Source organism: Mycobacterium numidiamassiliense, assembly GCF_900157365.1.
Taxonomy (GTDB): domain Bacteria; phylum Actinomycetota; class Actinomycetes; order Mycobacteriales; family Mycobacteriaceae; genus Mycobacterium; species Mycobacterium numidiamassiliense.
Genome location: NZ_FUEZ01000004.1, coordinates 1,280,819 through 1,302,914, shown reverse-complemented (window position 1 = coordinate 1,302,914; position 22,096 = coordinate 1,280,819). Strand labels below are relative to the sequence as shown.

The window sequence follows — 22,096 nt, the reverse complement described above, 5'->3', positions numbered from 1 at the left end:
TCGTATTTGTGTGCGGGGCATAGGTCGCGTCAGGCCACCTCGATCACCATGGCTGCACCCATTCCACCGCCGGCGCACATCGACAGGACGCCGATGCCGCCGCCGCGGCGGCGCAACTCATAGATCGCCGAGGTGACCATGCGGGCCCCGGTCGCGGCGATCGGGTGGCCCAGACTGATGCCCGAGCCGTAGACGTTGACGATGTCTTCATCTAGACCCAGTTCGCGGGCGCATGCCACGGCTTGGGCGGCGAACGCCTCGTTGATCTCGAACAGTGCCACGTCCTCGATCTTTCGCCCGGCCAGCTCCAGCGCCTTGGGGATCGCCGTGATCGGCGCGCTCCCGGTGCGGTTGGGCGCCACCCCGACCGCGCTCCAGGACAGCACGCTGGCCAGGACATCGTTGCGCGTCGTCGGCGCAGCCAGTGCCACGACGGCGGCCGCGTCGTTGATGCCTGAGGAGTTGCCGGCCGTCACGGTGAAGCCCTCGATCTCGGGGTGTAGCACCTTTAGGGCAGCCAGCGTCTCCAGGGTGCTGCCGCGACGGGGGTGCTCGTCCTGGGCGAAGGTCGTGGTGCTGCCGTCGGCCTGCGGGACCTCGATCGGGACGATCTCCTCGACGAAGGCCCGTGCGTCGATGGCCGCGATGGCCCGCTGGTGGGAGCGCAGCGCCCACTGGTCTTGTGCTTCCCGCGAGATTCCGAACTGGACCGCGCAGTTCTGGGCCACCGTGATCGACATGTCCATTGCCGGCGCGTCCGGGGTCGGTGGGTGGGAAAAGGAGAACCACGGGTCGACCCAGTCGTCGGCGTCTCTGCCGGCGGTGAACGGCTTGCGCTTGCGCGACATCGGTGCGGTCGAGGCTGATTCAGCTCCGCCGGCCAGGATCGCCCGGCTCATTCCCGCGGCGATCTGCCCGGCGGCGACCGCGATCGCGGGGAGGCTCGATGCGCACTGACGGTTGAGCGCGAGCCCCGGCAGCTCGGTCAATCCGAGATCGACCGCGACGTAACGGGCGATGTCACCGCCGCCCTGCATGACCTCGGCCAGGATCAGGTCCTCGAAGTCGGCGGCGTCCACACCGGACCGATCGATGGCCGCGGCCACGACCGGCTTGGCGAGATCCTTGGACTCAACGTTGGCCAGCGTGCCCCTGCGGGCGGTGCCGATCGCGGTGCGCGCGGCAGCGATGATCGCTGCGCGGCTGGTGGTTACGGCCATTTTCGGACTCCCATGGTTGTGTGTGGGTCAGGTTGACAAGATGGTGACCGCGGCGGTGCCGGGGGCGCCGTAAAGCTGCGCATATCCGACCCGCGGCGCGTGCACCTGGCGCGCGCCCGCACGCCCGCGCAACTGGGTGACCAGTTCGAATATTTGGCGCAACCCCGACGCGCCAACGGGTTCGCCGTTGGCCAGCAGGCCGCCGTCGGTGTTGACGGGCAGGCGGCCAGTGATCTCGGTCTCGCCCGCCGCGATCAGCTTCTCCTGATCACCGTCAGCGCAAAAGCCGTTCTCGGCCAGATGGATGACCTCGGAGCCGGCGTCGGTGTCCTGCAGCTGGATCACGTCCACGTCCTCGGGACCGATCCCGGCTTCCTCGAAGGCAGCCCGGGCCGCGAAGACCGTGGGACTGGGCGCCGGTGTGAGTGAGATGGACGGGCTCAGAACTTCCAGCGCGCCCGCACGCCGGGAGAACAGCTGGGAAGCCCGCAGGTAAATGGGGTGCTTGGTGTACTTGTGGGCTTGGTCAGCCCGGCACAGCACTGCGGCCGCCGCACCCTCGTCGGGTCCGCAGTACATGTACTGGCGCAGTGGATAATTCAAGATGGGCGATGCCAGGATCTCCTGTTCACCGATAGGTGTGCGCCGCCAGGCCGTGGGGTTGGCCGCGCCGTTGCGGAAGGCTTTGGCCGCAACCCGTGCCAGGGTTTCGTGGCTGATCCCGTAGTCGTGCATGTAGCGGTTGATCTTCATTCCGAAGAAGTGGGTGGTCAAGAACAGTCCCGCTTGGCCGTACCAATCCGGTAGCCCGGATACCGAGGGGTGGTCGGAGAACGCTCCGCGGGGATGTTTGTCGAGGCCGATCGCGATCGTCAGGTCGTGGTCTCCGACGCGGATTGCGTTGGCTGCCATGGCCAGTGACGTGCCCCCGGTGGCGCATCCGGTGAACACTGCACGCGCGGGTATGCCGGTCATGCCGAGCAGCGCGGTGATGGCCTCAGGGTTCTTGACCTCCATGCTGCCGGCGTAGAGCGCCTGAATGTCCGTCCACGCCACACCGGCATCGACGAGTGCGTCATAGACGGCCTCTTCGCCCATCTCCAGGGCAGACTTGCCGGGGTAGCGGCCGAACGGGTGTAGGCCCACCCCGACGATTGCGACGTCACTTGCGGCCATCGGTGTCCCCTTCCGCTGCGTCGTCGCCGTCGGCGGGCGCGAACGCGAAGATCATCGTTTGATCGCCGTCGGCGTTCTTGCCCAACGGCACGATTCGAAGCTCCATCGGCTGACCGATTCTCAGCTTCTCGGGGTCGCTCTCGGTGAGCCGGGCTTCCACCCGCAACGCTCCGGGAAGCTCCACATAGCCGATCGCGAACGGCGTGAAAGTCGTCGCGTCGTCATCACCGGCATACGGCGGCGCCGGAGGCCGGAATTGCTGGGTGGTGAACGTCCATAGCGTGCCGCGCCGCGGTAGCTCCACCGGCTCGAGCGTTTCGCGTCGGGTGCCGATAATGCGGTGTGAGCGATAGGGGAAGACGATCTGTCCGTCGGAGGATCGCCCGCCGATCAGAGCGGGATCCTCTGATGGCCAGGTGAACAATCCTTCAGCCAGCGGAACCTGTTGGTTCACAGTGAATATCCTCTCGGTGCAGTTCGGGAAGCAAGCTCGATGTTGTGATCGGCATGAACGTCAGGCTGGGTGGCTGTGTGCGGTTGAACGTTCCACGGCATCGGAGGCGCGGTGTGCGTTCCCACCCGCCACGGCGGGTGAAGGGCGTCGTCGGGTCGGATAGGCCGGTCATGTCAGGACTCTCCACGCGGGCATCACCGCGACGGTGCTGGTGTGAAGAATGACAGGGGGCGTTCGACGAATTCAAACAACACCCCGTCCGGCGAGCGCAGGAAGGCGACGTAGAGTCCGTCGATCTTGGTGCCTGGCAGCGGACACCACACCGGATCACCTTGCACGGCAATCCAATCCGGAAGCAGAGCCAGTGCGCGTGCGACGTTCTCCACCCGCAGCGCGCAGCGGTAGAGTCCTTGGCTGTTGCCGCCGTCGGCCCTCGGATGCCGGGCAGTGTCTGGATGCTCGACCACGGTAAGGGTGAACTGTGCGCCGTCCTCCGGCAGGGCCAGCCGTGCCGCCACACAGTCCACGGTCTCCGCAGTGCCGCCGGGGGCGAGCTGTTCGCCTGAGACGGGGACCCGCTTGGGTCCGTCGATGACGGCGAAGCCGATCTCGGTGAGGAAGGCGACGGTCGCCGTGGCGTCGATGGCTGCGATGCGGATGCCGCCGAACAGCGCACCCTGGTGGGGGTCGGCGTCCGGCGGCGTCTGGGTGAGCTCGATCACCGCACCGTCGGGATCCAGGGCGAGCACCGACTTGCTGCCCGAGATGAGACCGTCGATGGGGTCGGAGACCCGTACTCCGGCGGCGCGCAGGTCCGTGGTGATAGCGGCGAGATCGGTGACGGTCAGCAGCGTGGAGCGGATGCCGGGTCGCACCGGATCGGTGTTGGTGTCGCGCTGCAGCGGTGGGGTGCTCCACTCGATGGCTTCTAAGGCGCAGCTGCGGCGGCCCCCGCGATCGTCGTAGAGGAACGCGGTCTCGGTGTAGGTCTGGCCGTCCAGGCCCATGATGCTGCCGTCGCCGGGCACCTGGGGATCGGTCCGCATCCGTGTGGTCAGTCCGAGTACGCCGCCGTAGAGTTTCTCGGTGGACTGCACCGAGGCGCAGTTGAGGTTGACGTGTAGGAATCGGCGCGCGAGACCCTCGGAGATCGGCATTGCTACAGCACCACCGAGTTGATCTTGAATTCGATGATCTCGTCCTCGCTGAATCCCAGCTCGGCCAGCACGGCGTCGGTGTGCTCACCGTGTGCAGGCGCGCGCGTGAGGTCCAGTGGTATCTCGTTGAACTGGGCGGGGCTTGCCGCCAGCGCGAACTCGTTGGACTTGGCGTCGGTGACCCGCGGCAGGTACCCGTTGGCGATCACCTGCGGATCGCTGTGCACCTCGTGGGCGGTGCGCATGACGTCCCACACGCCGTCGAACCCGGCGAACGCCTTCTCCCAGTGCGCAAGGCTCTCCGACGCGAAGCTGGCCCGCAGTTCGGCGATGCACTGCTTGCGGTTGCCGAACCGCACCGTGGCATTGGCGAAGCGTTCGTCGTCGATCAGGTCGGTGCGGCCCAGCCGGGTGCAGAAGTCCGACCAGAATCGGTCGGCCTGTAACAGCACGAAGGCGATGAACCGGTTGTCGCCGGTCTTGTAGATGCCCGCCACCGGGTTGGGCATCTCGTCGAGGTTGAACTTTGGGATGTCCTGACCGGTGACGCCTGATCCGACGATGTCGGGGCCCAACTGCCAGATTGCGGCGTTGAGCAGGGAGACGTCGACGACCGATGGCTCACCGGTGCGTTCGCGTTTCACCAGGGCTGCGGCAATGCCGGCCGCGAGCGCCAGACCACCGTAGGAGTCACCGAAGCCCGGTCGCTGAATCGGAGGATAGGAGCCGGTGCCGTCGGAGTACGCATCGCCGATGCCGCCGCGCGCCCAGTACGCCGCCAGGTCGAAACCGCCCTGGGCGGACAGTTCGCCCTTGGTGCCGTAGCCGTGGCCGCGCGCGTAGATGATCTTCGGGTTGCGGGCGCGGATCTGGTCGACGTCGATGCCCATCCGCTGTCGGGAGTCGGGCAGCAGGTTGGTGATGAAGACGTCGGCGGTCTCGATCAGCGTCATCAGCAGCTCGAGGCCTTCGGGGGTGGAGGTGTCCAACCCGACGCTGCGCTTGCCGCGGTTGGGCTGCTCGACGAAGTGGTTCACTTCCCCCGCGCCGGTGACGATCCCCGAACTGATCAGCCCGCGCTGCGGGTCGCCCGTCTCAGGATGCTCGACCTTGATGACGTCGGCACCCCAGTCGGCAAGCACCGCGCCGGCCGCGGGGACGAACGTCCACGCGGCCAGCTCGACCACGCGGATCCCGCTCAACACGTCAGTCATGCGTCCATCGGTTCATCTGTTGAGTGCTGGCGGCCGGCGTCAGTCGAGTAGTAATGCGATCAGCCTGTGGATGTGGCATGGACGCCCCCATCACTCGCGGTTCGCGCGCTCGGCGAAGCTCCGGTCAGCACAGTCACCCGGGCATCGTAACCCGCTTGTTGACGTTTTTGTCAACTGACGAGTCGTGATGGGCGTATGCCTTTTACGCGCCGGGTATATAGCCACTTCAGCGATGCTAAAGCGAGATCTTGACAATATTGTCAACCAGTGCTGAGCTGGGTCCGACGCCGTTCATCTCCACGATCAGCCATGGCGCCAGGCTGTGTGAGCCGCGGTCCGATCCATTCAGGGGGCCCTCCCCGGCGCGGAGGGATCGCCGTGCCGTCCAGGTGGACTTCGTTCGTGTTGTCCTGCTGTGCGGTGCGCGATCGCCATCATCCTCCTTGCTCCGCATCGCCCTGGCGTCCTTCGGCAACACGCGGCCCGTGGTTTTCGTCCTTGGTGGTGACCCTGGGCGAACGGCACCAGGACGTCGACGCGCGGCGCGTCTTCGATGAAGGCCACCATGAGAACTGTGCGACGGGCTTTACGAACGCCGGCGAGGTCACTCCCGTGCCAAGATCGGCTACGGGGCGCACTCCATCGTGGCGGTCTCATCGCTCAGATCGCTTGCTGCTGAACGTGATTCTGTCTCGCTCGCCCCTTTGTGGGGCTGAGGAACGACCCCCCGAAAGCAGCGTGACCGAGTGTGGTTCGGCGGATCTGCGGAGGTGCGTGGTTGCCGTTCCGCCGGGTTCGGCGATGCGACCAGAATCGCCTGCATGCGCCAGCCGAGGCCTGAATTGGACTTTGGCAATACACTGTCATAGTTAGCGCTGTAGCCTCGGCGCGGCCGCGGGTGTCAACGATGGGCCGATGCCATGGTTGTCGCTGTCGGGACATCGGAGACAGTCGAGGAGGTGGCGGATGGCACGGGGCGATCGTTCACCGCGTGACGAGCATGCTGATCGGACGCGGAATGCGCTGCTGGAGGCGGCCCTGAACTTGTTCAGCGCCAACGGTTACGACGAGACCACCACCGATCAGATCGCCGAGGGCGCGGGCGTTTCCCCGCGGACCTTCTACCGGTACTTCCCCGGCAAGGAGTCGGTGCTGTTCTTCGGTGAGTACGACTTCATCGACGCCGTCAGCGGGGTCTACCTCGCGCAGCCCGAGGAGCTATCCGACTTCGAGGCGCTGGCAAGCTCGTTTGCGTTGCTTGCGCCGGGGCTCAAGCGCATTCGCACGCGCATCGCGCAGTACCACGAAGCGGTCGCGTCATCGCTCGTGCTGCTGGGCCGGGAGCGTAGCAATCACGAGGCCAACGCGACGACAGTGGCGAAGGTGATCGCCGAACGGCGACATCTGCCGACACCCGATGACGAGTGCCGACTGCTGGCGGCCGTCGGGATGCTGTTGGTCGAACGTGCCCTCAATCAATGGTTGTCGACACCGGGCCGCGCTCTCGACGATCTGATCCGCCAGGAGTTCGCGGCGCTGCCCGCGGTACTGAAGTAACGGCCCCGCTACCCCCGACGGTCGTCGAAGCATGTGCCGTCGGGGCCACGCCCGCCGGTTGTCCGGCCCTGAACTCGACCTTTCAGAACGACCCGCGGTCTGTTGCGCAAAGCTGAAGTTTGGCACCGCTCTGCCGGATCCTTGACTACACATGCAGCCGGGATTGACTGCACCCGGCACGATACACATCGCATCACGTAATGCTCGGGCGGCTTCCAGCGGACGTGTGACCTGTGGCGGCGCGGGCCCGTGACTGATCCGGCTGGCGGCCACTCATGCCTCGGCGAAGCGGGTTGTTGCGGCACGCCTGGGTCAAGCAGTGCGCCCGTAGGGTCCCGTAGCTGGTGCCCGGTGCCTATCAGCCCACCATCGGGAACCGGCGCTCGTCGGCCAGCCTGTCAAGAGCCTGTTGCATGACGTGGCGGACGTGGGCGTCGACCTGGTCGATGTCGGGATCCGCGCCGAACTGGGCGAGGATGTCGATCGGCTCTAGGACCTGGGTGACGACCTTCGTGGGCAGTGGCACATTGACCGGCAACATGATGCTCAGTCCGAAGGGGGAAGCCGAACGAGATGGGCAGGTTCTTCAGCCGCAGCTTATCGAGCCCGAGCAGTTTTGCCAGCCCTTCGCCGCGGGACAGGCAGAGCTGGTTTTCCTGCCCGCCGATGGATACCGCGGGGACGATGGGCACTTCGACGTTTAGCGCGGCTTTACGTAACCGGTTCGACCATTGAAGTCGATGATGTTCGCTGACCGGGTGGATCGGTAGACGTCGTAGTCGCCGCCGGGGAACACCACGACCACCCCGCCCGAACGCAGCGCCGCACCGGCGTTGTCGCGATTGGCGCGGATGAAGCCCGTCTTGGACAAGATGTCGCCGGCCGGGCCGGTCACGAGGATGTCGTGACTGAGTGTGTAAACGGGCCGGTCGTAGCCGAACCTGTCGTAGAAACCGGTCGCGAACACCGGCATGTCCAGCGCGAACAACCCACCCGAGTGGTTGGACACCACTAGCGCCCCACCGGATGGAAAGGAATCCAGACCGCGCACCCGGGAACGGTGATACCCCTTGACGATCGGACGAATCCAGCCCAGCACCCGCTCGGTCAGCTGAGGATCCCACTTGGTGACCTCCGAGGACCCAGTGTCGCTCGAACTCACTTTCCCCCTTCGGTTTTCATGGATCATCGTCGCGGGTGGCGCCGGCGTACTACTTCGGGGTGAAGCGCTGCGCGCCGTCGAGCCGCAAGACCTCGCCGTTGACGTAACCGTTGATCAGCAGAAACGTGGCCGCATCGGCGAATTCCGCGGGGGATCCGAGCCGCTTCGGGAATGGCACGTTCGCAGTGAACTTGGCGATGGCCTCTTCGCCGACCGATTCCATGATCGGAGTCTTCATCGTTCCCGGCGCGATGGTGTTGACCCGGATGCCCACCGAACTCAGATCCCTGGCGGCCGCGATGGTCAACCCGATGACTCCGGCCTTGGCCGCAGCATAGGCGGTCTGCCCGATCTGGCCCTCGTAGCCCGCGATCGATGCGGTCAGCACCAGCGCGCCCCGTTCACCACTTTCCCGGGGTTCGGCCGCGGCGATCGAGGCGGCTACCAACCGGGCCACGTTATAGGTGCCGTTGAGGTAGAGGTCGATCGTCTTCGTGAAGCCACTGAAGTCGGCGGGGCTCCCATCACGCTGTACGATCCGTTGGGCGACACCGAAACCGCCGTGCGCGACGACCGCGTAGCGCAGCTGGCCGAGCTGGTTGGCCTGCTCGACGGCGCCCAGGATGCTGTCCTCGCTCGTCACGTCAGTGCTCACGAACGCGGCCCGGCTGCCCAACTCGTCAGCCAACGCCTTGCCCTTGTCGGTGGCGAGATCGGCAATCACCACACCCAGCCCGTCGGCGTGCAGCCGGCGAACCGTCGCCTCGCCCAGACCGCCGGCGCCGCCGCTGACGATCGCCGAGGCACCTTCGAATTGCTGCACCATCACCATTACCTACTCCTTGGCTCCGGACGGACTAACTAGCCGTCGAGGTAGTCGTTGTATTCGTCGCGGACTGACTCCATCGCGTTGAGGCGACGGGCCAGCAGGATGATCTCTGCGTCGATCTGGGCAGGATCGCCCGAGCTAGCCTTCACTTCGTTGAGCCGAGCCCGGGTGCGACCGATCTCCCCGACGAGGCGCTCGCGGGCCTCGTCCTTGGTCAGGAGATCCTGGTCGGTCCAGTCCGACCGAGGAAGCTGCTCAACCCGCTCCACGTCGTCGCCGGCGGAGGTCACGCCGCCCGCGGAAAGTTGTAGAACTCCCGGGCATTGAGCTCGACGATCTTGTGGGCTTCGTCGTCGGGCACGTCCTTGAGGGCCTGCGCGGCCCGGGCGCGGCTCTGCGGCCAGAACGAATCCGAGTGTGGGTAGTCGCATTCCCAGGTGATCTGGTCGACGCCGATGTGGTGGCGGATCTCCATGCCGAAATCGTCCTCGATGAAGCAGCCGTGGAAGTGCTTCTTCCATAGGTAGCTCGGCGGATGGTCCTGGTTGACGTTGTTGTAGAAGCGGTGTTTGCGCCACACGCTGTCGGCGCGCTCCAAGATGTAGGGAATCCACCCGACGCCGCCCTCACTCAAGCCGATCTTCAGCTGGGGATGCCGGTAGAGCGTGTGGCTGAACAACCAGTCGGTCAGTGCGGTCATCGACATGGTGCCCATCAGCGTGACGAACACGGCGAACGGTGCGTCCGGAGCAATCGGCGGTGGGAAGCCACCGGAACCGAAGTGCTGAGCCAGCACCAGGCCGGTGTCCTCCATCGCCGAGAGCAGCGGGTCCCAGTGATCGGAATGCACTGACGGCAATCCCAGCTTGTCGGGCAGGTCGGGGAAGGTAACGCACTTGGCGCCCTTGGCCGCGACGCGGTGGATTTCCTTGACGCTGGCCTCGACGTCCCAGAACGGCAGCATCGCAACCGCGACGAACCGGTCGGGTGCGGTGGCGGCCCACTCGTCGAGGTGGAAGTCGTTCCACGCTGCCGAGCACAGCCGTGCTAACTCTTTGTCCTCGCCCTCGTGGAACACCGCGCCCGCGAACCGCGGGAATGACGGGAAACAGGTCATCGCTTGCACGCCGTCGATGTCCATGTCGGCGACCCGGGCCTTGGGGTCATAGCAACCGGGGATCATGTCGTCGTAGCGCACCGGTTCGATGCCGTACTCCTCGGGTTTCTTGCCCGCGACCGCGTTAAGCCCGATGTAGGGGTAGATCCGGCCCTCGTACTCCCAGACCTGACACATCGCGCCGGTGTCGGGGCGCTCCCACTCGATGATCTTGGGACCCGCCTCCAAGTATTTGGTGGGCAGTCGATCACTCCACACCTTCGGGTGCTCAATCAGGTGATCGTCGACGGAGATCAATTCCATCCAGGGCTGCAGCGGCACGGGTGCCTCCTTTGTCGGGGTGTCTAGAACACAGGGGAATGCATTCAGTTTTTTCTTGCGGGTCTATTTGTTGGCGGCGAGTACGTCAGGTTTCGGATAGAAGCCGCGCGCCCAGTGGCGCAGCCGCTGAAAGCCCGCGGCCTCGGTCGGCGCCAGCCCGGGTTTGTCCAGGTACTGCTGGTGATCCCAGATCATGATGTCGTCGGGCAGCGCCATTTTGGCCACGCGGAGCCGTTCGTCGTAGTTCTCCCCCTCAGAGATCCAGTACGTCGCGAAGATGTCGGACGTGGTGTCATCGACGGGCGTCGTGCAGATCGCGATGACCCGCACGCCGTCGGCGGTCTGCTCCCCGTTGAAGCTGACCCCGATTCCCGACCAGCGGATCTCGATGGTGTTGTGGGTGTCGCCGGGCCGGTCGACGCCGTCGGCCCATCGTCGCCCGAACCCGACCTTGGCGTGCCAGGCCGCTTCGGTGACGTCCTCGGTGAGCACGACGGGGCTGATCGGGGTGCGGTGGACGAACTGGAAGTGGTGCGGGTCGACTCCGTTCTCCGCGACGATCTGCGGGTGCACGTGGACGCCCGGAAACAAGGCGCGTTCGCCATCACCCACGGTTCGGTATCGCCGACTGCTGATGTGCGTTCCCAGGGCCTCGAACGCCTCGGGTACCTGCCAGAGCGGATCACGGCGTGCCACGTCGTGCCAGAGGTAGATGCACTCGTTGATTTCGGCCACCGGCCACGCCCGCACGCGGCGACCCCGGTTGGGCCGCTGCTCATAGGGGATGCGGACGTTGCGGCCGTTCCCGTCCCAGACCCAGCCGTGGAACGGGCACTGGATGCCGTCCTCGACTACACAGCCGCCGAAGGACAGGTTGGCCCCGAGGTGCTGACAGTGCGCATCGAGGATGTGAATGACGCCGTCCAGGTCACGGAAGGCGACCAGATTAGTCCCGAAATAGCGCTGTGGCTTCACCGCGCCGACCCCGAGGTCAGAACTCCAGCCGACCTGGAACCATCCGGTCGGCTGCATGGTGGGCAATTCGCTCACGGAGAATCTCCGGTCGTGTCGAAATCAGCTGGGCGGGAAGACAATCGGAACGGCATCCAACCCCATGGTGGCGTGTGGCCACGGCACGGCCGGCTGGGCGCCCTCGGCGAGCGCGTAGTCGGCGATGCGGTTGTGCCATTCCTCGAGAATCAGGCGCAGCTCGAGGCGGGCCAGGTGAGACCCCAAGCAACGGTGCGGGCCCCGTCCGAACGCGAAATGGGGTGGCCGCTTGTCAAGGTGCACGGTGTCGGGATCTGAATATTGCTCGGGGTCGCGGTTCGCGCAGCCCAGACTGATCAGGATGTCGGTGTCCTTGGCCACCGGACGGCCCGCCACTTCGAGGTCCTCGGTGGCTACGCGCGGCGCGAACGGCACCGGGCTGTCGACCCGCAGCTGCTCTTCGATGAAGTACGGGATCAGGGAGTAGTCGGCGGTAAGTGTGTGTCGCAGTTCCGCGTCGGCGGCCAGCCGCGCAAAGCAGAAACCCAGAGCGGACGTGACGGTGTCGAGGCCGGCAAGGACGAACAGGAAGCACAGGCCGATGATCTCGGGGTCGGTCAGGCCGCCTTCGTCGTCGAGTGCGGTGAGCTGGGAGAGCAGGTCGTCACCCGCGGGGTTGGCGCGACGCGCCGCGATGTGCTCGCTGAGGTAGGTGTAGAGCTCGAGGGCAAGCGTTAAAACCTCTGGTGTCGGCTCGCCGCTGGCGGGGTCGGTGAACTCCAGGATCGAGTCCTTCCATTGCAGCAGCCGGTCGCGGTCTTCCAAGGGCAACCCGAACAGTGTGAGGAAGACCTGAGACGGGAACGGGACGGCGACGTCGGCGAGGAACTCGCACTCCCCCCGTTCCTTGATGGCGTCGATCAGCTCGCCTGCCTGCCTGCGGAGCTCGGGTTCGCGTTCGGCCATCCTTCGGGGACTGAAGAACGGGTCCAACAGCCGCCGGAATCGGGTGTGATCGGGTGGGTCGATGGCGATCGGGACCATCGGGACGGGACTGCCGAGGCGGTCGAACGCTCGGGCTGAGGAGAAGAGTTCGGGTCGTTTCGCCACGAAATCGACGGCCGCAGCGCTGGTCAGCACCACCTGCTGGCGACCTTGCACGACGTCGCCGTGCTGGCGGAGCTGCTGCCAGGCCAGTGTTCTGTCCTGGGTGAACGGTAGATCGTCGACGTCGAAATTGGCGTCGGCGCTGATGTTGGTCATGCTGGCGGGTTCCCGTCGTTCGCGAGCCGGATGGTGAATTCGGGGATGCGGTAACCACTGTCTCCGAGGTCGACGATGCGGGCCTGCACTGGTTGGCCGATCCGGACGTCGGCAGGGTCGGCGTCGATGACTGCGTTGATGCGCAGGCCGGGCTGTTCGTCGAGTTCGATGAGGCCCACGACGTAGGGCGGGATGCGGCCCGGCACCAGCGCTTGGCGTATCACGATGTAGCTGAAGATGGTGCCCCGGCCGCTGACTTCTTCGAAGTGCACTGGGCCGCCGGTGTATCGGCTGCGTTCCAGCGGGGGGTGAATCCACTTGCCGGTGTCGTCGCAGCGGCACAGCATCAGCTTGCCGTGCTTCAGGGCTTCCCAGTACGGGGCCGTATCCGGGTCGGGTACCGGAATCGGCGGCAGGAGCATGGGATTGGTGGCCGGTGGCGATGTCGCGGATGGTGATGTCATGGCTTCTCCCTGCTATAGACGTTGGCGCCGCCGAACGGGCCGCCGCCGGCGGTGACGAGAGCGAGTTGGGCGTTGTCGACCTGGCGCACACCGGCCGCGTGGCGCAGCTGCAGTGCGGCTTCGTAGTGGTGGTTGAGGCCGTGGATGTAGCCCTCGGACAACAGGCCCCCGTGCGGGTTGACTACCACGTCACCGCCGTAGGTCGCGCGGCCGGTAGAGAAGAACTTGCCCACCTCGCCCTTCTCGCAAAAGCCGAAGCCCTCCATGGTGGCCATCACGGTGTAGGTGAAGCAGTCGTACATGCAGGCCAGATCCATATCCGCCGGCGTCAGGCCGGTTTTCGCCCAGATCTTCGGACCGGCCGTGCGCGAGTACATCTCGGTGGGATCGCTCCACTCGGTCCACCCTGCGCCACCCTGCGAGTTAGACGACCCGACCAACCACATCGGGGGCTGTTTGCTATTACGGGCGATGTCCTCACCGGTGATCAGGATGGCCACCGCGCCGTCGACCTCCGAGGTGCAGTCCAGCACCCGAAACGGTTCGTTGATCCAGCGTGCCGCCAGATAGCCGTCCATGGTCAGAGGTTCGCGGCGCAGTGCGTGCTCGTTGGGCCCGGCATGCTTGCGCTGGGTGATCGCGATCTGCCCCAGATCCTCTGCGGTGGAACCGTATTCGTGTTGGTGCCGGCGCGCCCACATGGCAAACCACTGCGGTGGCACCATGAACCCCGACGCGGTATCGAACTGGTCGTGGTGCGGCACCTGCATCGGCCCCTCGATGTGCCCGAAGCGGTGTCCGGAGCGGCCGTTGAGCGAGCGGTACACCAACACCGCCTGGCAGATGCCTGCCTCGATGACCGCTGCGGCGGTGGCGATCTGGTCGGCCACCAGGTTCCCACCGCCGTACATGGCGTTGGCCCAGGCCAATTCGTCGATGCCGAGTGCCCATCCGACGAAGATCGGCTGTTCGGAGTCGTTGGCCATGAAGGTGCAGATCCCGTCGATGTCGGCAGGTGTCAGCCCGGCGTCGTCGATGGCGTCGCGGCACGCGGCGACGGCCATGCCGCGGGTGGTGCGGCCGGAGTTCTTCGAGTAGGTGGTGCGGCCGATTCCGATGACGGCACAGGTCATTTCATTTCTCCAGTCATCGTGCTACTTGGTGGCCGGTGCGGGGTCCCTGGGCAGGCCCAGGATTCGTTCGGCGATCAGATTCCTAAGGACTTCGGCGGTGCCGCCAGCGATGGTCAGACAGCGGCTGAACAGGTAGTCGTGCACCACCGTTCCGGCGGCTTTCCGGCCCAGCGGGTCGTCGCCGACGGTCTCTCTGCCGTTGTCGGGTCCGGTGAGCAGGGCGGGCCCGGCGATGCGCAGCGCCAGTTCGGCGACGCGCTGGGCGTGCTCGGCGCCGAACAGCTTGGCGATGTTGCCTTCGATACCGGGTCCGGATTCGAAGACCGCGCGGGCAGCTTGACGTAAGTTCACGGTCGCCAGGGCGTAGGCCTCGATGAGCAGCGCCCCGACCTCGCCGACCAGCCGGTGATCGTTGCCGCGGTGACGAGCCAGCAGATCGAGCAGGTCCTCGGCGACCATGGTCACCGAACCGCCACCGATGGAGACGCGCTCGTTGCCCAGGGCCGCCATGGCCACCCGCCAGCCGTTGTTGACTTCACCCACCACGTCGTCGTCGGCGACGAACACCTCGTCGAAGAACACCTCGTTGAACAGGGCTTCGCCAGTGATCTCCCGCAACGGCCGGATCTGTACACCGGGTGCGGACATGTCGATGATCATCGCCGTAATGCCCTTGTGCTTGGGCACATTCGTGTCGGTGCGCACCGTGGCCAACCCGAGCTGGCAGTTCACCGCATCGCTGGTCCACACCTTCTGCCCGGTGAGGATCCAGCCGCCGTCGGTGCGGACAGCTTTGGTGGAGACCGCGGCCGCATCCGAGCCGGCACCCGGTTCACTGAACAGCTGGCACCACCGCAGCTCACCCTCAAGGCTGGGCCACATGAACCGGTCGATCTGTTCGGGGCTGCCGTGCTGCAGCACCGTGGGCACCATCCACTCGCCGAGACCCAGGCTGGGGCGCTCGACGCCGTCGAGCTCCTGCTCGATGATCAGCTGCTCGACGGATCCGGCGGCGCGGCCGTACGGTTTCGGCCAGTGCGGCACCAGATATCCGGTGCGGGCCCACAGCTTCTGCTGCTCGGCGGGTTCCGTCTGGCCGAGCTGTGCGCGGAAGTCGCGCACAGCTTGGCGGTACTGTTCGGCTTCCGGTGGTAGGTCCAACGCCGCGCCTTGGCGTGCACCACCGATCTGCAGGGCCGCCACGTCATCGTGGAGCGCGTCCTCGCCGCCGGCGAACGCCAGCAAGACCGTTGCGCGCCGGACGTAGAGGTGGGCGTCGTGTTCCCAGGTATAGCCGATGCCGCCATGGATCTGAATGTTCTTCAGCGCCACCCGTTGGTAGGCGGGCAACACGTGCCCGGCCGCCATCGTCACGGCCAGCTCGGCTTCCGACGCCGTGGCGCGGGCCGCATCCCAGGTGGCGGCCACGGCGAGCTCGGTGTCCACCAACATGTTGGCGCAGTGATGTTTGATGGACTGGAAGGACCCGATCGGACGGCCGAACTGTTCACGGGTGGCCGCATAGACGCTGGCCATCTCGGTGCACGCGGTGAGACCGCCAGTGGCCTCGGCCGCGGCCAGCAGGCGCACCGTCCGGGCGGCGGCGCGGGCCGCCCCAGGGAAGCTGTCCGCCACCGGCGCCGACGCCAGGTTGACCACGGTGATCGGACGCATCACCTGATCGACGGAGTCGCTGCGTGTTGTGCTCACCGCGTCGCCCGCCTCGACGAGCACCAGATCGTCCCCGATCGGGACAAGGAAAAGATCGGCGTGCTGCTCCCCCAGCGTGGCGACTGCGTCGGCAACGGCCGCCGATCCGCGCAGGGTGGCGTCACTCGTGGAGCCGATCGCGGCTACGACGTCGCCTGACACCAGCCGCGGAAGCCAGCGTTGCCGTTGCTCCTCGGTGCCGACCTCGGCGATGACCGCCGAGACGGCCACCGTCGGCAGGAACGGCCCGGCGATCGCGGCGCGACCGAGTTGCTCGACAACGATGGCCAACTCGGGCAGTCCGAAGCCCTGACCACCGTAGCGTTCGTCGATGTGCAAACCGAGCCAGCCCGTGGAGACGACCTCCTTCCACAGGCCGTCGTTCTGCCACCAGCGCCCGCTCTCGTCCGGATCGAGCAGGATGCGGCGGGCAGCTGCGGTTCCGCCACGACCGCCGACCAGCGATTTGGCGACGTCGGCGAGCGCGCCGTGGTCTTCGGTTAACGCCAAGGGCATGGTGCAACCTCACTCGTTAGGACGAACAGGGGGACGTCGTCGGCGCGGGTCCGAGCGGATGTCGCCCTCACGCCCGTTGCGCTGAACGCGGCCGCGCCTTTCATGTCGCTACCCGGCGTTCGCCGCGCGGGGTCCACCCGGTCAGCGACACGGTGCTCAGGTCCAAGGTCTCACCCAGCGTCAACGTGCCCGCCATGACCCGCTTGAGGAACTCCGCCATCACCGCGTCGGGCTCGCGGTCGAGTTCGTAGACCACCAAGTAGCGGTGCGTCGGGGGCGGCAGCTGTGCGGGGAGGTCCTCGTCGTCGGGCACCTTGATCTCGGACAGGTCATAACGCTGTGCGGCGACGACACCGGGAACGTCGAGAACCTCGGGTACGTGCGTGGAGTCGTACCACGCATTGAATGCGGCGTCTTGACCCTCGATGGGGTTGCTCAAGACAAGGAACAGGCTCTCCGCCACGGACACGCCTTTCGGGCCAAGGATTTCGACGACTGGTGCGCAAGCGAGAATATGGCAGGCAACTGTCATAGTCAATGCTCAGTGGTTGGCTGGTGCCCGATCGATACCGGCTCGCGCCACGTTCGTCGCGCGGATCGCGATTCGCGCGGGCATGCGATACGCGCCTGGATGCCCGGACACGGGTGGCGCGCCTATCCGCGCGCCACCCAGGGTTGATTGCATTGACGCGCTGAATATCTCTGTATACAAGTCTTATTCGGATATCTGGACCGTTTAGGCGGGGCTGCTCATGGCGCCTCCTTCCGCCACAGCACGTCCGCGATGTCCTTGTCCGGCACCCGCCGCACTGCGCGATGACCCTCGGTGCCGCCGCCGGCACGGGTTCTAGGCCGGTGTGATGCGTGTATCACCGCTCAAGGTTGAGGGGTATGACAGTCTACTGCCATACTGCTTGAGTGGCACAGGGCGTGACGGTGGTCGGGGGAACCGTCGGGGCTGCTGTCACCCGTACCGGCACGAGGCTCGGGGAAAGGTGCAGGAATGGTGCGCGGCGAACGCTCGCCCCGCGGCGATCACGCCCATCGGGTGCATACCACGCTGGTCGACGTCGCGCTCGACCTCTTCAGCGCGCACGGATACGACGCAACAACCACCGACGAGATCGCGAAGGCGGCCGGCGTGTCCACTCGGACGTTCTTCCGCTACTTCCCCACCAAGCAGTCCATTCTGTTCTTCGGAGCGTACGACTTCATCCAAGGGTTCCGGGCGGTTTACCTCGCCCAGCCGAAGTCGGTCTCCGACATCGATGCCATGACCGAGGCGTTTGCGTCGCTGGCACTTGGCCTAGGACGGATCCGCCGCCGCGTCTCGCTCTACCAAAAAGCGGTCGCCAACTCTCTGGTCCTGCGCGGTCAGGAACGCCATGACCAGGATGCCAAAGCCCAGATCGTGGCGATGGCGGTCGCAGAGCGCCGCGGCCTGCCTACCCCCGATGCCGCGGCGGAGGTACTCGCCAGGGTCGGGTTGCTGCTGCTCGACCGTGCGATCAAGCGCTGGCTATCAGTCCCCGACCACACGGTCGACGACCTCGTCCGGCATGAGTTCGCGGCACTGTCGGCGGCCCTTCGGTAGTCCGTCATAACGTCGCAACAGCTGACAGGTAACTGCCATATTTGTAGCACTGGGCCGCGCAAGGATCCGGATTGATGCACGCCGTGGGTGCACGATGCTCACCCGTGCACGCGGTCACGGGGTGACCTACTGAACCGTATCCTGAACTAGGTAAACTACCTTGGGTCGAAGATCCCAGTGGGGTCGTCGAGGGATCGTGCTCGGCATTGCCAAGCTCGCCGGGGCGCCCGCGTGATTTGGCCGGTGCCTCCCAAAAGCAACTGTCTTGACCTATGGCATACGACTGTCATACTGTCTGATCCGGCAGTGCGGGCTGCAGCAGATGTCCACGAGTTCGTCAAGGTGTCTGGCAGCGCACTGATGCCCGCCCCGGGTAAAGCTTTCGTGCGGACGTCATGCCCGGCGGGGCCAGATCACGCGGCACAACGGCAAAGAGAGTTGAGATATGGGTGCATTAGACGGTCGAGTCGCCTTCATCACCGGCGCCGCGCGGGGGCAAGGACGTGCCCACGCGGTGCGGTTGGCCGCCGACGGCGCCGACATCATCGCGTTGGACATCTGTGCTGATATCGCGTCGATGGACTATCCCAACGCCACTCGGTCCGATTTGGACGAGACGGTCAAGCTGGTCGAGGGTTCGGGCCGGCGCATCGTGGCGCGTCAGGCCGATGTCCGCGACGGCGACGCCGTGGATGCGGTCCTGGCCGATGGCCTCGCTGAATTCGGGCGGCTGGACATCGTGATCGCCAACGCCGGCATCATCCGGCTCGGCGGTGGCGGCGACGACCGCCAGGTGTTCCGTGACATCGTCGACGTCAACCTGATCGGGGTGTGGAACACCGTGCATGCCGCGATCCCGACCGTGATCGAGGGCGGGCGCGGCGGGTCGATCGTCATCACCAGCTCCAGTGCCGGCCTCAAAGCCACCGGCACCGACCGGACCGGCGGCCAGGCCTACTCGGCTGCCAAGCGCGGCCTCGTCGGACTGATGCAGGTATGGGCCAACGACCTGGGGAAACATTCCATCCGCGTGAACACCATCCACCCCACCGGGGTGGCCACCGGCATGGTCATGAACGAGGCGATGGGCAAACTACTCGAGTCCGGGGACGTCGCGATGGAGGCGATGCAGAACGTGTTGCCGATCCCAGTGCTCATGCCGGAAGACGTGGCGAATGCGGTGGCCTTCCTCGTCTCGGATGAAGCCAAGTTCATCACCGGAACGGCCTGGCCCCTCGATGCCGGCTTTGCTGTGCGCTGAGTGCTGCGGCTGCTTCACTGACACGGTGCGACTGTTATCGGCGCCGCCTCGTGACTGACATGTATGGTCTGATCACCACCTTTGTCCGCGCAAGGCTGCTGACGGTGCTGCGCCCGGACAAGTACGTCCGGATCCTCTCCGTGATCCGGCGAGAGGGAATGTCGGCGACGACTGGCTTCGCGATCGCCGCGGTGCGATGCCCGCAGCGGCCGGGTCTGATCGACGAACTGGGCGCATTGACCTGGAGACAACTCGACCAGCGCTGCGACGCGTTCGCCGCCGCCGTGCAGGCACAAGGCGGCGGTCCACCCAAGACGATCGGCATCATGGCCCGCAATCATCGTGGCTTTGTCGAGGCTTTGGTCGCCGCCAACCGGGTCGGCGCGAACGTGCTGCTGTGCAACACGTCGTTCGCCGGGCCGGCCCTGGCCGAGGTGGTCAACCGCGAACGCGTCGACACCGTGGTCTACGACGAGGAGTTCACCCCGACGGTGGACCGGGCGTTGGCTGAGCGGCCCGATGCCCGACGCATCATCGCCTGGACTGATGATCCCGACAGCCACCAGGTGACGGTCGAGAAGATGATTGCCGCCCATCGCGGGCAGCGGCCCTGGCCACCGATGCGCACCGGCAAGCTGATTCTGCTGACCTCCGGGACGACGGGAACCCCCAAGGGCGCAAGACATTCCGGTGGCGGCCTCCGCGACGTCGAGGCGATCCTGAACCGGACGCCGTGGCGGGCTGAGGAGACGAACGTCGTGGCGGCGCCGATGTTCCACGCGTGGGGTTTCGGGCAGTTGGTGCTCTCGGCGATGATGGCGTGCACCGTGGTCACGCGACGCAAGTTCGATCCAGAAGTCACGCTGGACCTCATCGACCGGTACCGCGCCACCGGGCTGGCCGTGGTTCCGATGATGTTCGACCGGATCATGGAGCTGCCAGACGATGTCCGCACCCGCTACAGTGGCCGGTCCCTGCGGTTCGCCGCCACGTCCGGTTCGCGGATGCGGCCGGATGTGGTGATCGCCTTCATGGACCAGTTCGGCGATGTCATCTACAACAACTACAACGCCACCGAAGCCGGCATGATCGCCACCGCCACCCCGGCGGATCTGCGCGCAGCACCTGACACCGCCGGTAGACCTGCCGAGGGCACCGAAATCCGGATCCTGGACTCCGATTTCACCGAACTGGCGCCCGGTGAGGTGGGCGGCATCTACGTCCGCAACTCCACACAGTTCGACGGCTACACCTCGGGGGCGACCAAGGACTTCCATCAAGGATTCATGTCCTCCGGGGACGTCGGCTACCTCGACGAGGCAGGCCTGTTGTTCGTCGTGGGGCGCGACGACGAGATGATCGTCTCCGGAGGAGAGAACGTCTATCCGATCGAGGTGGAGCGAGTGCTGGCGACGCACCCCGCCGTTGACGAGGTCTCGGTCATCGGTGTTGATGACGAGCGTTACGGGCAGCATTTGGTCGCATTCGTGGTGTTGGCCGAATCCGCTACGGCCAGCTCGGATGTGCTCAAGCAGCACGTCCGTGACGCGCTGGCGAATTATAAGGTGCCGCGTGAGATCACCGTCCTGGCGGAGCTGCCGCGCAGTAGCACCGGCAAGATTCTGCGCGCCGAACTACAGGCGCGCGTGTCCACCGCCGACAGCGGGTGACCCCTGCGCTGCAGCGGGGCACTCGCCCCAGCCGTCGCCCCCATCGAACACAACGAAACGTGTGGTACCGACCCAGCGACACCGGATCAAACGTTGCCCCAACGACGTGACCGGCAAGCCTAGTTGAGCAGCTGTAACCGCGACGTTCTCGCCGCAGTTCTACATCGGCCGAACACCTATCGTGGCGCCCGCCGTACAACCGCCCGAAGAATCAACACACCGAGCCGTGAAGATACAGGCGCCGACGACCCATCCCGCAGATCGGGTACTCGCACTGGGTGCACGTCGCTGCTACATGGCGGTGTATCCGGCGTCGACGGGCAGGCATACCCCGGTGATGTAGCGGGCGTGGTCGCTGGCCAGCCACACCACGGCATTGGTGACGTCCTGGGCCTCGACGAACGGGACCGGTAGCAGGTTGGTGGCCAGCTTCGATGCCGACGGATGCTCGGTAAACACCTGCGCCATGTGCTCGTTGACCACCATGGGGGTGAAGACCCCGGTCGGGTGCACGGTGTTGACCCGAATGCTGTGCTCAGCGTAGGACGTGGCCGCCACCCGCATCAGGCCGACAACTCCATGTTTGGACGCGGCGTAGGCGAAGGCTGCCGCGCTGCCGTCGCCACCTCGGCCCACCAGTCCCTGCGTCGAACTGGTTAGGATGATTGAGCCGCCGCGTCCCTTCCGAATCATCGAGGGCACCGAGGCCACGAGGGTGTTCCAGACTCCGAACAGGTTCGTCTCCACGATGTCGCGGTAGAGCCCCTGGTCGGCGGGATCGGTCTTGCCCGTGGCCACCACGCCGGCATTGGCGACCACGATGTCGATGTCGCCGAGTTCGCCGGCTCCGGAGTCAACAGCCGCTCGCAGGTCGGCCAGCTGGCGTACGTCGACCACCGATGTGTGGATGCGCCGGCCCAGATCGCGGACGAGTTGCGCGGTGTGCTCGAGATCGTCGCGGCTGGCCAATGGATAGGGGATGGAATCCATGTCTTCGGCGCGGTCGACCGCGATGATGTCGGCGCCCTGCTCGGCCATCGATACCGCATGACTGCGGCCTTGTCCTCGTGCGGCGCCGGTGATCAGTGCGATCTTGGTGTCGAGCAGTCCCATCTGTGCCCCTGTCTTCGTGTTCCAGCGACGCGGCGGCGACGCACGGTCCGTGTTCGAGTGCGGTCACGGTTCGGTGAGTGTGGTGCGCAGGTGTACCGTGCGCCGACCTTTCCCACGCGCCCCGAGGTAGACGGCGCAAGCGGGATTCTATATGACAGTGAGGTGTCAGTAGTGT

Annotated in this window: 19 protein-coding genes and 1 pseudogene; 4 read left to right on the top strand and 16 right to left on the bottom strand. The window is 65.9% G+C overall.

Features of this window, described 5'->3' with window-relative positions; all coding sequences use genetic code 11:
• Positions 1–29 precede the first annotated feature (29 nt).
• The 5 genes from MNAB215_RS14865 to MNAB215_RS14845 all read right to left on the bottom strand — a co-directional run bounded on the left by MNAB215_RS14865 (position 30) and on the right by MNAB215_RS14845 (position 5,221).
• Positions 30–1,220 (bottom strand): thiolase family protein, encoded by a 1,191-nt coding sequence (locus tag MNAB215_RS14865; protein ID WP_077079524.1) that lies wholly within the window; start codon positions 1,218–1,220, stop codon positions 30–32.
• A gap of 27 nt (positions 1,221–1,247) precedes the next feature.
• Complete coding sequence (locus MNAB215_RS14860) at positions 1,248–2,396, bottom strand: thiolase family protein (RefSeq protein WP_077079523.1); 1,149 nt, start codon at positions 2,394–2,396, stop codon at positions 1,248–1,250.
• Complete coding sequence (locus MNAB215_RS14855) at positions 2,383–2,850, bottom strand: Zn-ribbon domain-containing OB-fold protein (RefSeq protein WP_077079522.1); 468 nt, start codon at positions 2,848–2,850, stop codon at positions 2,383–2,385. The genes MNAB215_RS14860 and MNAB215_RS14855 overlap by 14 nt, the downstream gene beginning before the upstream one ends.
• A gap of 194 nt (positions 2,851–3,044) precedes the next feature.
• Entirely contained in the window at positions 3,045–4,007 is a 963-nt protein-coding gene (locus MNAB215_RS14850; RefSeq protein WP_077079521.1) for a VOC family protein, read from the bottom strand.
• A 2-nt stretch (positions 4,008–4,009) separates the two neighbouring features.
• On the bottom strand, positions 4,010–5,221 hold the full coding sequence (locus MNAB215_RS14845) for a CaiB/BaiF CoA transferase family protein (RefSeq protein ID WP_077079520.1): 1,212 nt from the start codon (positions 5,219–5,221) through the stop codon (positions 4,010–4,012).
• A 966-nt stretch (positions 5,222–6,187) separates the two neighbouring features.
• Between MNAB215_RS14845 and MNAB215_RS14840 the strand changes: the two genes are divergently transcribed.
• Positions 6,188–6,778, top strand: a complete 591-nt coding sequence (locus MNAB215_RS14840) for a TetR family transcriptional regulator (RefSeq protein ID WP_077079519.1) — start codon at positions 6,188–6,190, stop codon at positions 6,776–6,778.
• Positions 6,779–7,136: 358 nt separating this feature from the next.
• On the opposite strand, the pseudogene MNAB215_RS14835 reads toward MNAB215_RS14840, so the two are convergent.
• The 10 genes and pseudogenes from MNAB215_RS14835 to MNAB215_RS14790 form a co-directional block, all read right to left on the bottom strand.
• Positions 7,137–7,967, bottom strand: a pseudogene (locus tag MNAB215_RS14835) (1-acyl-sn-glycerol-3-phosphate acyltransferase).
• Positions 7,968–7,989: 22 nt separating this feature from the next.
• Positions 7,990–8,766, bottom strand: coding sequence for an SDR family oxidoreductase (locus MNAB215_RS14830; protein ID WP_425436538.1), 777 nt, complete (start codon positions 8,764–8,766; stop codon positions 7,990–7,992).
• Positions 8,767–8,801: 35 nt separating this feature from the next.
• Positions 8,802–9,059 (bottom strand): hypothetical protein, encoded by a 258-nt coding sequence (locus MNAB215_RS14825; RefSeq protein WP_083743408.1) that lies wholly within the window; start codon positions 9,057–9,059, stop codon positions 8,802–8,804.
• Entirely contained in the window at positions 9,056–10,207 is a 1,152-nt protein-coding gene (locus MNAB215_RS14820) for an amidohydrolase family protein (RefSeq protein WP_216823742.1), read from the bottom strand. The genes MNAB215_RS14825 and MNAB215_RS14820 overlap by 4 nt, the downstream gene beginning before the upstream one ends.
• A gap of 63 nt (positions 10,208–10,270) precedes the next feature.
• The gene (locus tag MNAB215_RS14815) at positions 10,271–11,257 is read right to left on the bottom strand and encodes a Rieske 2Fe-2S domain-containing protein (RefSeq protein WP_245830321.1); all 987 of its coding nucleotides are present in this window, start codon (positions 11,255–11,257) and stop codon (positions 10,271–10,273) included.
• A gap of 24 nt (positions 11,258–11,281) precedes the next feature.
• Positions 11,282–12,460, bottom strand: coding sequence for a cytochrome P450 (locus tag MNAB215_RS14810; protein WP_077079518.1), 1,179 nt, complete (start codon positions 12,458–12,460; stop codon positions 11,282–11,284).
• Positions 12,457–12,924 carry a Zn-ribbon domain-containing OB-fold protein gene (locus MNAB215_RS14805; protein ID WP_077079517.1) on the bottom strand — a complete coding sequence of 156 codons (468 nt, stop codon included), beginning with the start codon at positions 12,922–12,924 and terminating at the stop codon, positions 12,457–12,459. Before MNAB215_RS14805 ends, MNAB215_RS14810 begins: the two co-directional genes overlap by 4 nt.
• A complete protein-coding gene (locus MNAB215_RS14800; protein ID WP_077079516.1) occupies positions 12,921–14,057 on the bottom strand; it encodes a thiolase C-terminal domain-containing protein in 1,137 nt (378 codons plus the stop codon). Before MNAB215_RS14800 ends, MNAB215_RS14805 begins: the two co-directional genes overlap by 4 nt.
• Positions 14,058–14,078: 21 nt before the next feature.
• Positions 14,079–16,283, bottom strand: a complete 2,205-nt coding sequence (locus MNAB215_RS14795) for an acyl-CoA dehydrogenase family protein (protein ID WP_077079515.1) — start codon at positions 16,281–16,283, stop codon at positions 14,079–14,081.
• Positions 16,284–16,383: 100 nt separating this feature from the next.
• Positions 16,384–16,746: a DUF4286 family protein gene (locus MNAB215_RS14790; RefSeq protein ID WP_077082021.1), complete on the bottom strand. Its 363-nt coding sequence runs from the start codon at positions 16,744–16,746 to the stop codon at positions 16,384–16,386.
• Positions 16,747–17,286: 540 nt separating this feature from the next.
• On the opposite strand from MNAB215_RS14790, the gene MNAB215_RS14785 reads away from it, so the two are divergent.
• The 3 genes from MNAB215_RS14785 (at position 17,287) to fadD12 (ending at position 20,808) form a co-directional block, all read left to right on the top strand.
• The gene (locus tag MNAB215_RS14785; RefSeq protein ID WP_077079514.1) at positions 17,287–17,877 is read left to right on the top strand and encodes a TetR family transcriptional regulator; all 591 of its coding nucleotides are present in this window, start codon (positions 17,287–17,289) and stop codon (positions 17,875–17,877) included.
• A 445-nt stretch (positions 17,878–18,322) separates the two neighbouring features.
• Positions 18,323–19,138 (top strand): mycofactocin-coupled SDR family oxidoreductase, encoded by an 816-nt coding sequence (locus MNAB215_RS14780; protein ID WP_077079513.1) that lies wholly within the window; start codon positions 18,323–18,325, stop codon positions 19,136–19,138.
• Between the two features lie 59 nt (positions 19,139–19,197).
• On the top strand, positions 19,198–20,808 hold the full coding sequence (gene fadD12 / locus MNAB215_RS14775; RefSeq protein WP_077079512.1) for an acyl-CoA ligase FadD12: 1,611 nt from the start codon (positions 19,198–19,200) through the stop codon (positions 20,806–20,808).
• A gap of 291 nt (positions 20,809–21,099) precedes the next feature.
• On the opposite strand, the gene MNAB215_RS14770 is transcribed toward fadD12, so the two are convergent.
• Complete coding sequence (locus MNAB215_RS14770; RefSeq protein WP_077079511.1) at positions 21,100–21,921, bottom strand: mycofactocin-coupled SDR family oxidoreductase; 822 nt, start codon at positions 21,919–21,921, stop codon at positions 21,100–21,102.
• Positions 21,922–22,096 lie beyond the last annotated feature (175 nt).